Consider the following 14,569-nt stretch of genomic DNA (forward strand, 5'->3'; position numbering starts at 1 on the left):
GATCCCGCGACACGCGTGGTCACCCGGCCTGCGCGTCGGCGCGCAGGTGGTCCACCGAACCCCACACCCGCAACCGCAGCAACGAACCTTCGCGCCGCCACTGCGACACCGAGGCGTTGGGTACCGGTTCGAGGGAGTCCGGCACCGGTGCGCCGAGACCGTCGAGGATGTAGCGCAGCGAGACCACCACCGCGTCATGGGTCACCACCAGCACCTGCTCGCCGGCGGCCACGACATCGAGTTCGTCGAGGAAGCCGCGGACCCGCAGCGCGACATCGGCCAAAGATTCCCCGCCGGGCGGTCGATACACCCAGTTGCCCACGCGTTCGCGCCGCGCCGCTTCCTCCCGGGAGCGGCGCTGGATGGCCTTGTAGGGGTGCAGTTCGAACACACCCATCTCCCGGTCGCGCAAGCGCTCGTCGACGAGGGTGCGAATGGGGCTCAGGTGCCGATTGCGCCCGGCCGCGGCCTCGGCCATCATCGCCCAGGTGAGCCGGGTGCGCAGGTAGGGGGAGCAGACCACCAAGGTCGGCCGCTGTACTCCGGCCAGGGAAGCCAGCCAGTCTCCGAGGCGCTGGGTCTGCCAGTGGCCGTGCGTGGTCAGCTCCACCGCGGCGTCGGTGCCCGGCATCGGCCGCTGATCGGTGGCCGGGTCGGCGAACCAGGCATTGGCCTCGCTCTGCGCGTGCCGGATCGCCCACAAACCACCCAGCGCGCGGGGCGCCGCCAGTCCTTCGGGCACCTGCAGCCACCCCTTTCGCTGATCGAACGTCATCGAGAAGTTCCTTCGTGCTCGTCCTGTCATACCCGGACGCGCCAGGGGAATACCGGCTTCGACGCCGATGTTGCACCCTCAAGACTTTGAACGCTTGTCCAGATTCGTGCCGGAGGAGGCCCCCGTGACCACCAGAGTAGAGATCTGGACCGACATCAACTGCCCGTTCTGCTACCTGGGCAAAGCCCGCTTCGAACAAGCGCTTTCGCGTTTCGAGCACCGCGACGACGTCGAGGTGGTGCATCGCTCCTTCGAACTGGATCCCGGCCTGCCCACCGACGAAACCGGCCCGGTCATCCCGCGCATCGCCGCCAAGTACGGCATCCCCGTCGAGCAGGCGGCCGCCAACGAACGCGCGATCGGCGCCCAGGCCGCCGAACTCGGGCTGCCCTACCTGACCAGTGGGCGCGATTTCGGCAACAGCTTCGACATGCACCGACTGCTGCACTTCGCCCTCGACCAGGGCCGACAGGACGCACTGATCGACGCCCTCTACGCGGGCAACTTCGCCGAGGCCGAACCGGTCTTCGCCGACACCGAACGCCTCGTCGGCCTCGCCGTGCGCGCCGGGCTCGCCGAGACCGAAGTCCGTGCCGTACTGGACGATCCGACCGCCTACGCCGAGGCCGTGCGCGCCGACGAACGCGAAGCCGCCCAGCTCGGCGCGACCGGTGTGCCGTTCTTCGTCTTCGAAGACAAGTACGCCGTGTCCGGAGCCCAGCCCGTCGCGGTGTTCACCCAGGCCCTGACCACCGCGTGGAACGACCGTCCGGCGCCGGTGGTGCTCGCCGACTCCGATGCCTGCGGCCCCGATGGCTGCGCACTGCCCGACCCCACTTCGCCTACAGGTCGATGACGATCTTGATGTCGCCACGATCGCCGGGATCGAACGCCTCGATCGCCCGCTCCAACGGCAGCCGACGGGTGATCAACCGTTCCAGCCACGACTTGTCGGCCTTGGCCAGCGCTTCGGCGCCCTGCTCGTAGTGGTGGCGGTTCGCGTTGACCGAACCGAACACCACCGCGTTGTCGAGCACGATGTTGCGATTGAGTTCGCCCACGTCCACCCCGGTGTCCACGCCAGGGGAGGACACCCCCGTCAAACAGATGATCACCCCCGGGTTGTCGACCTCCATCGCCTGCAGTGCCACCGCGGGCGCGCCCGTCGCCTCGATCACGATATCGGGTGTGACCTGCACGGCCACCGCCCCAGCTGTTCCGGTGTGGAAGGTGGCGCCCAGATCCTCGACCAACTGTTGTTTGACCCCGCCGGTCACGCGGTCGAGCACGTGCACATCCAAACCGCGCTGGGCCCCGAGCAGTGCCGCGAGCAACCCGATCGGCCCCGCGCCGGTGACCAGCACGGTCCGCGGATCGAACCAGGCACGTGTGTTGATCTTCTCGATCTGGTCCCACGCCTTGGCCACCACCGTGGTCGGCTCCAGCAACACCCCCACCTTCTCGAGCGAGGCGTCGAGTTTCACCGCGTAGTCGGCACGCACCGACCATGCCGTCGACCCGTAGCCGTCGATCTCCTTGATCCCGCGTTCGACGTACATGCCGTTGCGGCACATGTCGAACTCGCCGCGTGCGCACGCCCCGCACGGCACCGGGTCGGGCCTGCGCACGATCCCGACCACGAGATCGCCCGGCGCGAAACCACTTCCGTCGGGCGCGGTCCGCACCCGGCCCAGCGATTCGTGCCCGAGCACCATCCGTTCCCGGCCCGGAGGCGCCCAGCCATAGCTGCCGCCAGCGATCTCGCGATCGGTGCCGCAGATGCCGAGGGAGATCCCGTCGACGAGGAGTTCCCCCGGCCCGGGGACCGGATCGGGGACCTCCTCGATCCGTACGCTCTTCGCCTGCAGGGGAACGACTGTCAACGCGCGCATCTCGGGTTTCCCTTCCGCCCGGACCGGGCCACGAACTGCCGGAAACTGCACCACCTACGGCCACGACATGGGGGAAGAGCAACCCCGTCGCGAACTCGCCACGAACTCGCCACGAACACGGACTACCTGCGTCAACGGTACGCGAACGGCGCTGGAGGCCGCCGATGACCGCCCGAACGCGAATTCCGGGCACCGATGCCGACCGGCGCATTGACGCATGCCCGCGCGCACTGTCACGATCGACAGGTTCGGTCTGTCCCGGTCATCGTCGGCGTGAGGGGTCACCATGAAGGCAGTCCAGTATCGAACACCCGGTTCCGCCCCCGAAGTGGTGACGGTGCCCGATCCCGAACCCGGTCCCGGTCAGGTGCTGCTGAAGGTCGCCGCCGCCGGGGTGTGTCACTCCGACATCGCCGTCATGAGCATGCCCGCCGAGCAACTCGGCTTCCCACTGCCGCTCACCCTGGGGCACGAAGGCGCGGGCTCGGTCGCCGCGCTCGGTGCCGGTGTCGAGGGGATCGCGGAGGGCGAGATGGTGGCCGTCTACGGTCCGTGGGGCTGTGGGCGCTGCCGACCGTGCACCCAGGGACAGGAGAACTACTGTCTGCGCGCCAAGGAACTCGGCATCTACCCGCCCGGGTTGGGCGCGCCCGGCGCGATGGCCGAGTACATGATCGTCGACGATGCCCGTCACCTGGTCCCGCTGCGCGGCCTCGACCCGGTGCAGAACGTGTCGCTGACCGACGCGGGCCTGACCCCGTATCACGCGATCATGCTGTCGCTGCCCAAGCTCGTTCCCGGTTCCACCACCGTGGTGATCGGCGCGGGCGGACTCGGCCATGTCGCCATCCAGCTGCTGCGGGCGATGACCGCCACCCGCATCATCGCCCTCGACCTGTCCGAGGAACGCCTCGCGTTGGCCCGCACGGTCGGTGCGCACGAGACCGTGCTCTCGGACGCCAAGGCCGCCGACCGCGTCAAAGAACTCACCAGCGGTGCGGGCGCCCAGGTGATCCTGGACTTCGTCGGCGCCCCGCCCACGACGGCCACTGCCGCCGCGGCGGCGGGCATCGACGCCGACATCACCGTCGTCGGTCTGGGCGGTGGCACGGTCGCGGTCGGCTTCGGGTCGCTGCCGTATCAGACCACCGTCACCTCGCCCTACTGGGGCAGCCGCACCGAACTCGTCGACGTGCTCGAACTCGCCCACCACGGCGCGCTCGACGTGCACGTCGAGACCTTCGGCATCGACGAGGCCCCACTCGCCTACGAACGCCTGCACGCCGGAAAGATCAACGGCCGGGCCGTCATCGTGCCCACGCGCTGAGCGGCTCGGCTACGGTGGAGTCCGCTCGCACCGATCTGCTGGAGGCCTCTTGCGCATCATCGTCGGGATCCTGCTCGTGCTCGCCACCTTCCTCGGCGCGGGTGCACCGGCACTGGCCGCACCGGCCGTCGACGACGCGACCGCCCGCAAGATCGACGAGCTGCTCGCGGTGCGCGCCGAGGCCGGTGACCTCCCCCGGGCCGAGCTGATCGAACGCCTCTCCGCCCGCCTGCTCGGCACCCCCTACGGTGCGAACATGCTGATCGGTTCGGCCACCGAACCCGAACAGCTCGTCATCGACCTGCGCCGCGTCGACTGCTTCACCTACCTCGACTACCTCGACGCCGCCTCCCGCTCCGCCGACCGCGACGAGTTCACCGCCAACCTGATCGCGACCCGCTACGCCGAGGGCCGGGTCGAATTCACCCAGCGCAAGCACTTCTTCACCGACTGGGCAGCCACGCCACGCGTCGCCGCCACCGACATCACCGCCGAGCTGAGCCCGGCCGCGGTCACGGTGACCAAACACCTCAATGCCAAGGCCGACGGCAGCACCTATCTGCCCGGCGTGCCGGTCATCGACCGGGCGATCACCCACATCCCCTCGGCCGCCGTCGACGGGGCCGTGGTGGGTGGCCTGCGCACCGGCGACTACCTCGGCGCCTACACCCCCGAGGCGGGCCTGGACGTCACCCATGTCGGCATCATCGTGCAGACCCCCGCGGGCCCGGTGTTCCGCAATGCGTCCTCGCTGGCCGACTACCAGGTCCTCGACACGCCACTGGCCGACTATCTGCGCACCGTCCCCGGCATCGTCGTCCTGCGCCCGATCCCGTGACTTCAGGTCGACCTGAACAGCCACGGTGGTCCCTGACCACCTTCGGATACGAACAAGGCCTCGGCGACAACCCGCCGTGCGACCGTCCCGGCGGGCCGAACTCGGCCTCGTTCTCGACCAACCGCAGCGCACATCGTCGAAGAGCCTCCGACGTGCGACGATGTCCCCTGTGACCAGTACGTCCGGGCAACCACAGCACCTGCGCGACCTCACGCTGCTACGCCGGGTGCGCGACCGGATCGACCGCGAGTACGCCCAGCCACTCGACGTCGAAGCGCTCGCCCGCGGCGTCCACCTCTCCGCCGGGCACCTGAGCCGCCAGTTCCGCCTCGCCTACGGCGAATCGCCCTACTCCTACCTGATGACCCGCCGCATCGAACGAGCCATGGCACTGCTGCGGCGCGGCGATCTGAGCGTGACCGAGGTGTGCTTCGAGGTCGGCTGCTCCTCGCTGGGCACCTTCAGCACCCGCTTCACCGAACTCGTCGGCGTCGCGCCCAGTGTCTACCGCCAGCAGCAGGCCGGATCCACCGAAGGGATGCCATCGTGCGTGGTCAAGAAGGTGACCAGACCGATCAGGAATCGAGAAGCACCCGCCTCACCCGGCAATTAGCGTGGTCGCCATGACCATCACCATTCACCAGAGCTACCTGCCCCACGACGACGCCGACGCGGCCCTGGCCTTCTACCGCGACCAGCTCGGCTTCGAAGTCCGCAACGACGTCGGCTACAACGGTCTGCGCTGGATCACCGTCGGGCCCGCCGACCAGCCCGACACCTCCATCGTGCTGACCCCACCGGCCGCCGACCCCGGCATCACCGACGACGAACGCCGCGTCATCACCGAGATGATGGCCAAGGGCACCTACGCGGGCGTCAACCTCGCCACCGACGACCTCGACGGACTGTTCGAGAAGCTGCAGGCCGGCGATATCGACGTCGTGCAGGAACCCACCGACCAGCCCTACGGGATCCGCGACTGTGCCTTCCGCGATCCCGCGGGCAACCTGATCCGCATCCAGCAGCTCAAATAGGTCAGACCCCGTCGATACGATGCCCACCGACGCCGACCGACCGAGGAGACCCATGAGCACGGCCACCAAGACCGGCACCACACCGACGGTGGAACCCGCCGACAGCCACGATCTGATCCGCGTGCACGGCGCGCGGGTCAACAACCTGCGCGATGTCAGCGTCGAGCTGCCCAAGCGCAGGCTCACGGTCTTCACCGGTGTCTCGGGCTCGGGCAAGAGCTCGCTGGTCTTCGGCACGATCGCCGCCGAATCCCAGCGCCTGATCAACGAGACCTACAGTGCGTTCGTGCAGGGCTTCATGCCCACCCAGTCGCGCCCCGATGTCGACGTGCTCGACGGCCTCACCACCGCGATCCTGGTCGACCAGTCGCGCCTGGGCGCCGACCCACGCTCCACCGTCGGCACGGTCACCGACGCCAACGCCATGCTGCGCATCCTGTTCAGCCGCCTCGGCGACCCACACATCGGCTCCGCGCAGGCCTTCTCCTTCAACGTGGCCTCGATCAGCGGATCGGGTGCGGTCGCCGTGGAGAAGCACGGTGTCACCGTCAAGGAACGTCGAAGCTTCTCCATCACCGGCGGGATGTGTCCGACCTGCGAGGGCAAAGGCCACGTCAACGACATCGACCTCACCCAGCTCTACGACGAGAACAAGTCACTCGACGAGGGTGCGCTCACCATCCCCGGCTACAGCATGGACGGCTGGATGGGCCGGATCTTCAAAGGCAGCGGCTTCTTCGACACGAGCAAGCCGATCAAGAACTACACCAAGAAGCAGCTCGCCGACCTGCTCTACAAGGAACCCACCAAGATCAAGGTCGAGGGCATCAACCTCACCTACGAGGGGCTGATCCCCAAGATCCGTAAGTCCATGCTGTCCAAGGACGTCGAGGCCCTGCAGTCACATGTGCGCGCGTTCGTCGAACGTGCCGTCACCTTCGGCACCTGCCCGGACTGCGACGGCACCCGGCTCAGCGCCGAAGCCCGCTCGTCCAAGATCGACGGCATCTCCATCGCCGACGCGTGCGCCATGCAGATCAGCGACCTGGCCGAATGGGTCAAGGGCGTCGACGATCCGACCGTGGCGCCGCTGCTGGACTCCCTGCGCCAGACCCTGGACTCCTTCGTCGAGATCGGCCTGGGCTACCTGTCGCTGTCACGGCCCTCGGGCACGCTGTCCGGCGGTGAGGCCCAGCGCGTCAAGATGATCCGGCACCTGGGTTCCTCGCTCACCGATGTCACCTATGTGTTCGACGAGCCGACCGCGGGCCTGCACCCGCACGACATCCAACGCATGAACGACCTGCTGCTGCGCCTGCGCGACAAGGGCAACACCGTGCTGGTCGTCGAGCACAAGCCCGAGACGATCGCCATCGCCGACCACATCGTCGACCTCGGTCCGGCCGCTGGTTCCAAGGGCGGCACCATCTGTTTCGAGGGCACCGTCGACGGGCTGCGCGGCAGCGACACCGTCACCGGACGGCACTTCGACGACCGGGCCTCGGTCAAGGACTCGGTCCGGCAGTCCACGGGCGCGTTGAAGATCCGTGGTGCCACCGCCAACAATCTGGAGAATGTCGACGTCGACATTCCGCTGGGTGTGCTGGTGGCGGTCACCGGTGTCGCCGGTTCGGGCAAGAGCTCGCTCGTGCACGGTTCGATCCCGATCGACGAAGGCGTCATCTCGATCGACCAGGCCCCGATCAAGGGTTCACGACGCAGCAATCCCGCCACCTACACCGGTCTGCTCGACCACATCCGCAAGGCCTTCGCCAAGGCCACCGGTGCCAAACCCGCTCTGTTCAGTGCCAATTCCGAAGGTGCGTGCCCGAACTGCAACGGCGCGGGCGTGGTCTACACCGATCTGGCGATGATGGCCGGGGTGTCCACGGTGTGTGAAGTGTGTGAGGGCAAGCGGTTCCAGGCCGAGGTGCTCGAATACACCTTCGCGGGCAAGAACATCAGCGAAGTGCTGTCCATGCCGGTCGACGAGGCGCGCGAGTACTTCGGCGAGGGGGAGGCCCGCACCCCCGCCGCGCACAAGATCCTCACCCACCTGACCGAGGTCGGTCTCGGCTATCTCACCATCGGCCAGCCACTGACCACCCTGTCCGGTGGTGAACGTCAACGCCTGAAGCTGGCCACCCACATGTCCGACAAGGGCGGGGTCTACATCCTCGACGAACCGACCACCGGCCTGCACCTGGCCGATGTCGAACAACTCCTCGGCCTGCTCGACCGCCTCGTCGACGCGGGCAAGTCCGTCATCGTGGTCGAACACCATCAGGCCGTGATGGCCCACGCCGACTGGATCATCGATCTGGGCCCCGGCGCGGGCCACGACGGCGGCCACATCGTCTTCGAAGGCACCCCCGCCGACCTGGTCGAGGCCCGCTCCACCCTCACCGCCCAACACCTCGCCAGCTACGTTGGCGCCTGACACCGGCGCTGAGCACGGAATCATGGCTTTGCGGTGTCGCGATTTGGCCATTGCAGTGCCGACTCGTGTTGCGCGGCAGCGCGATCGCCGCAGCACGGCTCCGATGATACCCCGGATAACAGACCGCTATCCGGGGTATCGCGAGCCTTCGGGCGACGCTGTTGAACCCGCAGGCATGAGCAGATATCCATCGGAGGCGCGACCGAGTTGACCAGGACGGCGCATGTTTTGCCACCCAGGAGTGCACTGGGTGCGCGATCCCAGGAAAAGTGATGCGGCGTCGCCTGCCGGACCGATCACCTCGGCGTGCTGCTGACTGCGGTGGCAGGTTGGAACAGTTCGATCAGGTTGCCGGCGGGGTCGGCGAGCAGAATTTGGCGGCCGCCGGGGCCGCTGACCAGGTCGCTGCGGAATTCGATGTCGATTGCGCGGAGGCGTTCGATCTCGGCGTCGAGGTCGGCGACGACGAGGTGGATGCGATTGCCGCCTGGTCCGGCGGTGTCGGCGGGGGTGGCGCGTGCGCCGGAACTGGCTGGGCCTGAAAGCAACAGGCGCAGTGGGCCGCGGACGACGTCGGCGAAAGCGGGGGCGGCGTTGGTGTGCAGGGTGAAACCGAGGTGGCCGGTGTAGAAGTCGGCGGCTGCCCCGACGTCATCGACGAGGTAGCGGACGCTGGCGTATTCGGTGGTGGATGTTGTCATCGGACGGTCCTTTTCGTGAGGTTCGGCAGCAGGTAGTGGATGCGGATGTCGATTTCGGCGGCCGTGGCCTGAAATCTCGGGTAGATGTCCTCGTCGCTGCCGTGTGCGGCTGCGGGGTCGGGGATGCTCCAGTGGATCCATCGAGGATCGGCACCGAATTCCGGACAGACCTCACGGGCCTTGTCGCACAGGGTGATCACCGCATCGAAGTGCTGATCGGCGAGAGTTTCCAGGCGGCGAGGTACGCGGCCGGACAGGTCGATGCCGTATTCCTCCCGCAGCACTCGCACCGTGTCGGTATGCATGGCGGGTTTCGGGTTGCTTCCGGCGCTGAACACCTCGACTCGGCCGTCGGTGCGCAACCGCAACAGCTCTTCGGCGATCGCGGAGCGGGCGCTGTTGCCGGTGCAGACGAACAGTACCGCCAGCGGTGCCGAGGGTTCGAATGCGATGGGCGCGGGCGTCATTCGCAGGGCCGGGTGCAGTACCTTCCCGGCTCCGGCGAGCATCTCGACGCTGCGGTCCAGGTCCAGGTGGTAATAGCTGTCTCGGCCGTCGTGACTGCTGCGCGTGGCGGTGACAAGGCCGCCGTTCCGCAGCAGCCGGAGGTGGTAGGAGACCAGATTCTGCGGCTCGCCGACGCGGGCCACCAGCTCGCGCACGCGATAGTCACTGTCTGACAGCGCGGTCAGCAGCTGCCAGCGCAACGGATGCGCGGCGAGATGAACAAACGGTGGGACCGCTTGACGGGTCGACGTCATAGGCCAAGGATACCATCAATTACATCAACTTCTTTTGATGTATTTTCGGAATCGGTCTGCGTCAGGAGCATGGTGTCCAGGAAATTCGGACCGCGCTCGTACCTGCGCCCAGCGGCGAGCGCGGACGCGGTCGACATGGGCTGCTTCGCAATAGAGGTCGAGGCCGCGCAGGAGGCCGGCGGCGGGGTCGGCGGCGAAAAGCAGGGGAGCGAAGCGGTAGCTGCGGATCACGGTGATCGTGTCGTAGGCGGGGTCGCCGACATATCCCTTCGGGTCGATCGCGAGCCAGGGTTCCCGATCACCGGCCAAGACATTGGCATCGTGCAGATCTCCGTGGACCAGAGTCTCGGGTTGGCCCGGTCCGAGCTCGCGCACAGTGGCAATGGCAGCGTCCAGAACATTGCCGGCAGCGGATGTCCCAGTTGTGCGTCCTCGGCGGTGATTTCGTCATCCCAGCCGGAGACCAGGTCGCTGAGCCGCGGTAGTCCCATCGGTGCTGGGACCGCCAAGCGGTGCGACAGTTCGCCGAGGGCACTGACGGCCGTGTCGAAATCGGTGACGTCGGCGAGCGTTCCACGGCCGGTTCGCTCCAACAGCATCGCGAAGTGATCGTCATCGCGCTCGAGCAGATGCACGGCCCCGCGTCCGTTCCAGGTGGCGAATGCGTCTGGTTCGAAAACGTTGCCCGGGTGCGGGAACGAGATCTTGATGGCAGCGGGAGGTAGATCGCTGTGCCGCACCGGCACGATGATCCCGACGTTTCCGTGCCTCACCGCGCCCTCCGGCGAGCAGGACCATCGCTGGAGCAGATCGTCGATCAGTTCCGGTAGCGCAGCGATCCATGTCCGGCCCGGTTCTCCTTCGCGGTGGATCGTCTCGCGGGCGAAGGGCTCAGGGATGGCGATCACGTCAGCGACTGTAGGTGCGCCAGCAGGGTTTTCACAGTGTCAGCGGGGCAGCAGGCCCAGGGTGAGGTGGCCGACGAGGTCGTCGAGGAGTTGTTCGGAGTCGTAGTCGGCGGTGTAGCCGGAGCCGATGAAGGTGGCCAGGCCCTGGAGGGCGGCCAAGGCGGTGAGGCCGAGGCGTTTGGGGTCGCCGGGGACGATCTCGCCGGCGGCTTGGCCCTCGGCGATCAGGGCGATGGGGACGGCGAAGGCGCGGTCGACGACTTGCTGGATGTCATCGGCGGTGGAGTCGTGTCGGCGCACGAACATCAGGGGGAGCAGTTCGGGGTTGTCGACGGCGAAGCGCAGGTAGGCGCGGGCGACAGTTTGCAGGCGCTTGGTGATCGGACCTTGGGTGACAGCCTGTTCGAAGCGGTCGCCGAGTCGTTCGAAGCCGGTGACGGCCAAAGCGTCGAGCAGCGCTTGTTTGTCGCGGAAATGGCGGCTCGGGGCCGCGTGGCTGACGCCGGTGTCGCGGGCGAGCTGACGCAGCGACAGCCCGTCCACTCCGACCTCGCGCAGCGTCGCCTCGGCGCGCGTCAGCAAGGCGGCGCGGAGGTCTCCGTGGTGATAGGGGGTGTGCAGGGACATGGTACGAGCAGGATATCCGACATCCACCGAATGTTTGCATTGACTACTTTGTTGTCGGTGACTACATTGGCGTTGCCATGACTGACAACAGCGCGCCAACGCCGGGAGCAGGCGAACCCCCGGTGGCCGATTCGAAGCCACACCGCAAGCACGCCAGCATGCCGCTCCGGGAGTGGCTGGCCCCGATCACCTTGGTGACCGTCCTGGCGGCCCTGCTGGGCACCATGTACCTCGGCTACACCGCCGACCCGGAGAAGCATCTGCACGACTTCCCGATCGCCCTGGTCAACCAAGATGTCGGCGACACCCTCGGCGACACACCGACCAATATCGGCGACCAGATCACCACGGCGCTGGGCGAGAACATCCCCGCCGACAAGATCGATCTGCGCACGGTCGGCCTCAACGAGGCCCAGCGACAGCTGCAGAACGGTGAGGTCTACGGCGCCATCGTGATTCCCGGCGACTTCACCAAGCGCGTCGCCATTCTCGGCACCGCCTCGGTCGTCCCCGGCGAGATCGAGCAGCCGATCATCTCCGTGCTCACCAACCCGCGCGCGGGCACCCTGGCCGCCCAGATCATGCAGACCATCGCCGACCAGGCCATGGCCGAGGTCAACAGCACGGTCGGCGCCCAGCTCACCGACCAGGTGCACACCGCCGTCGGCGACACGCCACTGAGCGGCGCGGCCCAACTACAGCTCACCACGCCGATCGACGTCATCGTCACCGCCTACCACCCGCTACCCGAGGGCACCGGCCAGGGCCTGGCCGCGTTCTTCTACACCCTGGTCCTGCTCATCGTCGGATTCAGCGGCGCGATGATGATCAACTCCCTGGTCGACGCCTCACTCGGATTCATCCCCGCCGAGTACGGGCCCTGGCACAAGCCGACCCCGCCCGCCCCGATCAGCCGGTGGCGCACCCTGCTCATCAAATGGGGAATCGCCGCGATCAGCGCACCGATCGCCTCGGCAGTGTTCCTCGGCATCGGCGCCGCGCTGAACATGTCCATCGAACAACCCCTGCTGCTGTTCCTCTACGGCACACTGGCCATCGCCGCCATCGCCATCACCGGCCTGTCGGTGATGGCAGCCTTCGGCACGGCGGGCCTGATGATCAATCTGATCGTGTTCGTGGTGCTCGGCATCCCCTCGTCCTCGGGCACCATCCCGCTCGAAGCCACCCCCCGCTGGATCGCCGACATGGCCACCTTCGAACCCATGCACCAGATCTACCTGGCCGTGCGCGCCATCCTGTTCTTCGACGGACACCTCGAAGCCGGCCTGAGCCAGGGACTGTGGATGACGTTCGCCGGCCTGGCCATCGGCCTCGTTCTCGGCGCCGTCGCCACCCACACCTACGACCTGCGCGGCCTGCACCGCCTGGGCATCGAACACCGTAGGCAACCAGTACCCGCCGACTAGCGGACCGCACATCTCCGACTGATCACCCCCAGTGGAAGGGCACTGATGCGAGAGTTCGAAGCCCCGGCTTCCTACACCATTCCAGAACACGCCAACAATTCCGACAGCGTGTTCCGGCACGCGGAGCACTCGCCCCACACAGTGCTGTTCCACGTCACGAACGACAACAGCGAGGTCACCGACGTGACCGCCGCCGAGTTCGCCAAGACAGTCACCGCCGTGGCCAAGGGCCTGATCGCCTCGGGCATCGAACCCGGTGACCGGGTGGCCATCATGGCCCCCACCCGCTACGAGTGGGTCGTGCTCGACCACGCGATCTGGGCCACCGCCGCCTGCACTGTCGCCATCTACGACAGCTCCGCGGCCGAGCAGGCGAAGTGGATACTGCAGGACTCCGCGACCACACTGCTGATCGTCGACAGCGACAAGCACCGCACCGTCATCGAGCAGATAGACCCCGACGTGCTGCCGAACCTGGGCGAGACCCTGCAGATCGACCACGGCGCCATCGAGGAGCTGACCGCGCGCGGCGCCGACCTCGACGACGAGTCCGTCCACACGCGTCGCGCCCAGGTCACCGCAGCCTCACCGGCGACGCTGATCTACACCTCCGGCACCACCGGTCGACCCAAGGGTGTCCTCCTCTCGCACGCCAATCTCTACGCCGAGTCCAAATCCGACCGGATCGCGTTGCGCGAGTTCGTCGCCGAGGACAACAAGACGCTGATGTTCCTGCCCCTGGCGCACGTGTTCGCCAGGGCGGTCACCCTGGCCGCCCTCGACGCGAAGGTGATCGTCGCGTTCAGCTCCGACTGGTCCACCCTCATCGACCAATTCGGCAGCTACCAGCCGCATTTCATTCTCGCGGTGCCGCGCGTGTTCGAGAAGGTCTTCAACGGCGCCAAGCAGCAGGCCCACGACAGCGGCAAGGGCAAGATCTTCGACCTCGCCGCCGACACGGCTGTCGCCTGGAGCGAAGCGCTCGACAACGGCGGGCCCGGGATCGTACTGCGGTTCAAGCACATGCTGTTCGACACACTGGTCTACCGCACCCTGCGCGCCGCGCTCGGCGGACAGTGCTCAGCCGCGGTCTCCGGCGGGGGACCGCTGGGCGCACGCCTGGGCCACTTCTTCCGCGGCATCGGCGTCACCATCTACGAGGGCTACGGCCTCACCGAGACCACCGCGGCCATCACCGTGAACACCCCGACCGACACCCGCGTCGGCACCGTCGGCCGCCCGATCGAGGGACACGCGATCAAGATCGCCGACGACGGCGAACTCCTGCTGCGCGGATCGGTCGTGTTCGACCACTACTGGGGCAACCCCGAAGCCACCGAGGACGCCTTCCTCGACGGCTGGTTCGCAACCGGCGACCTCGGCGCCATCGACAGCGACGGCTACCTCACCATCACCGGCCGCAAGAAGGAAATCATCGTCACGGCAGGCGGGAAGAACATCTCCCCGGGCCCGCTGGAAGACTCCCTACGCACGCATCCGCTGATCAGCCAGGCGATGGTCGTCGGCGACGGCCGCCCCTTCGTCGGCGCCCTGATCACCCTCGACCCCGAAGTCTTGCTGCGCTGGAAGCACGACCACGACCTGCCCGAGCAGACCCCCCTCGCGACGGTGATCGAAAACCCCGACCTGGTCGCCGCGATCGATGCCGCGGTCGCCGACACCAACACACTGGTGTCGCACGCCGAGGCCATCAAGAAGATTCGCATCCTGCCGGTGGACTGGACCGAGGCGACCGGAGAACTCACCCCGAAGATGTCACTCAAGCGCTCGGCGGTCATGAAGACCTACGCCGCCGAGATCGACAAGATCTACGGCTGA

General features: G+C 67.4%; 13 protein-coding genes and 2 pseudogenes. 8 read left to right on the forward strand and 7 right to left on the reverse strand.

The window, feature by feature from the left end:
- Positions 1-19: 19 nt before the first annotated feature.
- Positions 20-775 (reverse strand): histidine phosphatase family protein, encoded by a 756-nt coding sequence (locus BOX37_RS16370; protein ID WP_084759736.1) that lies wholly within the window; start codon positions 773-775, stop codon positions 20-22.
- A gap of 124 nt (positions 776-899) precedes the next feature.
- Between BOX37_RS16370 and BOX37_RS16375 the strand changes: the two genes are divergently transcribed.
- Positions 900-1,631: a DsbA family oxidoreductase gene (locus BOX37_RS16375; protein ID WP_071931571.1), complete on the forward strand. Its 732-nt coding sequence runs from the start codon at positions 900-902 to the stop codon at positions 1,629-1,631.
- Here the strand turns inward: BOX37_RS16375 and BOX37_RS16380 are convergent.
- Positions 1,618-2,667: a glucose 1-dehydrogenase gene (locus BOX37_RS16380; RefSeq protein ID WP_071928410.1), complete on the reverse strand. Its 1,050-nt coding sequence runs from the start codon at positions 2,665-2,667 to the stop codon at positions 1,618-1,620. The genes BOX37_RS16375 and BOX37_RS16380 overlap by 14 nt on opposite strands.
- Positions 2,668-2,953: 286 nt before the next feature.
- Between BOX37_RS16380 and BOX37_RS16385 the strand changes: the two genes are divergently transcribed.
- The 5 genes from BOX37_RS16385 to BOX37_RS16405 all read left to right on the forward strand — a co-directional run bounded on the left by BOX37_RS16385 (position 2,954) and on the right by BOX37_RS16405 (position 8,306).
- Positions 2,954-3,994, forward strand: coding sequence for an NAD(P)-dependent alcohol dehydrogenase (locus tag BOX37_RS16385; RefSeq protein ID WP_071928411.1), 1,041 nt, complete (start codon positions 2,954-2,956; stop codon positions 3,992-3,994).
- A gap of 49 nt (positions 3,995-4,043) precedes the next feature.
- Complete coding sequence (locus BOX37_RS16390; RefSeq protein ID WP_071928412.1) at positions 4,044-4,832, forward strand: DUF1460 domain-containing protein; 789 nt, start codon at positions 4,044-4,046, stop codon at positions 4,830-4,832.
- A gap of 169 nt (positions 4,833-5,001) precedes the next feature.
- Positions 5,002-5,445: a helix-turn-helix transcriptional regulator gene (locus BOX37_RS16395; RefSeq protein ID WP_071928413.1), complete on the forward strand. Its 444-nt coding sequence runs from the start codon at positions 5,002-5,004 to the stop codon at positions 5,443-5,445.
- A gap of 10 nt (positions 5,446-5,455) precedes the next feature.
- Entirely contained in the window at positions 5,456-5,866 is a 411-nt protein-coding gene (locus BOX37_RS16400) for a VOC family protein (protein ID WP_071931572.1), read from the forward strand.
- Between the two features lie 52 nt (positions 5,867-5,918).
- Positions 5,919-8,306 (forward strand): ATP-binding cassette domain-containing protein, encoded by a 2,388-nt coding sequence (locus tag BOX37_RS16405; RefSeq protein ID WP_071928414.1) that lies wholly within the window; start codon positions 5,919-5,921, stop codon positions 8,304-8,306.
- Between the two features lie 296 nt (positions 8,307-8,602).
- Here BOX37_RS16405 and BOX37_RS16410 read toward each other — a convergent pair whose 3' ends face one another.
- The 5 genes and pseudogenes from BOX37_RS16410 to BOX37_RS16430 form a co-directional block, all read right to left on the reverse strand.
- Entirely contained in the window at positions 8,603-9,007 is a 405-nt protein-coding gene (locus tag BOX37_RS16410; RefSeq protein WP_071928415.1) for a VOC family protein, read from the reverse strand.
- Positions 9,004-9,768 (reverse strand): arsenate reductase/protein-tyrosine-phosphatase family protein, encoded by a 765-nt coding sequence (locus BOX37_RS16415; protein ID WP_071928416.1) that lies wholly within the window; start codon positions 9,766-9,768, stop codon positions 9,004-9,006. The genes BOX37_RS16410 and BOX37_RS16415 overlap by 4 nt, the downstream gene beginning before the upstream one ends.
- Before the next feature lie 24 nt (positions 9,769-9,792).
- Positions 9,793-10,179, reverse strand: a pseudogene (locus BOX37_RS35830) (aminoglycoside phosphotransferase family protein); the annotation flags it as partial.
- Positions 10,180-10,289: 110 nt separating this feature from the next.
- Positions 10,290-10,676, reverse strand: a pseudogene (locus BOX37_RS36155) (aminoglycoside phosphotransferase family protein); the annotation flags it as partial.
- Positions 10,677-10,715: 39 nt separating this feature from the next.
- A complete protein-coding gene (locus BOX37_RS16430; RefSeq protein ID WP_071928419.1) occupies positions 10,716-11,303 on the reverse strand; it encodes a TetR/AcrR family transcriptional regulator in 588 nt (195 codons plus the stop codon).
- 77 nt (positions 11,304-11,380) lie between these two features.
- Between BOX37_RS16430 and BOX37_RS16435 the strand changes: the two genes are divergently transcribed.
- Positions 11,381-12,730 carry a YhgE/Pip domain-containing protein gene (locus BOX37_RS16435; RefSeq protein ID WP_338039860.1) on the forward strand — a complete coding sequence of 450 codons (1,350 nt, stop codon included), beginning with the start codon at positions 11,381-11,383 and terminating at the stop codon, positions 12,728-12,730.
- A gap of 45 nt (positions 12,731-12,775) precedes the next feature.
- The gene (locus BOX37_RS16440; RefSeq protein WP_071928421.1) at positions 12,776-14,569 is read left to right on the forward strand and encodes an AMP-dependent synthetase/ligase; all 1,794 of its coding nucleotides are present in this window, start codon (positions 12,776-12,778) and stop codon (positions 14,567-14,569) included.

Source organism: Nocardia mangyaensis (assembly GCF_001886715.1).
Taxonomy (GTDB): Bacteria; Actinomycetota; Actinomycetes; order Mycobacteriales; family Mycobacteriaceae; genus Nocardia; species Nocardia mangyaensis.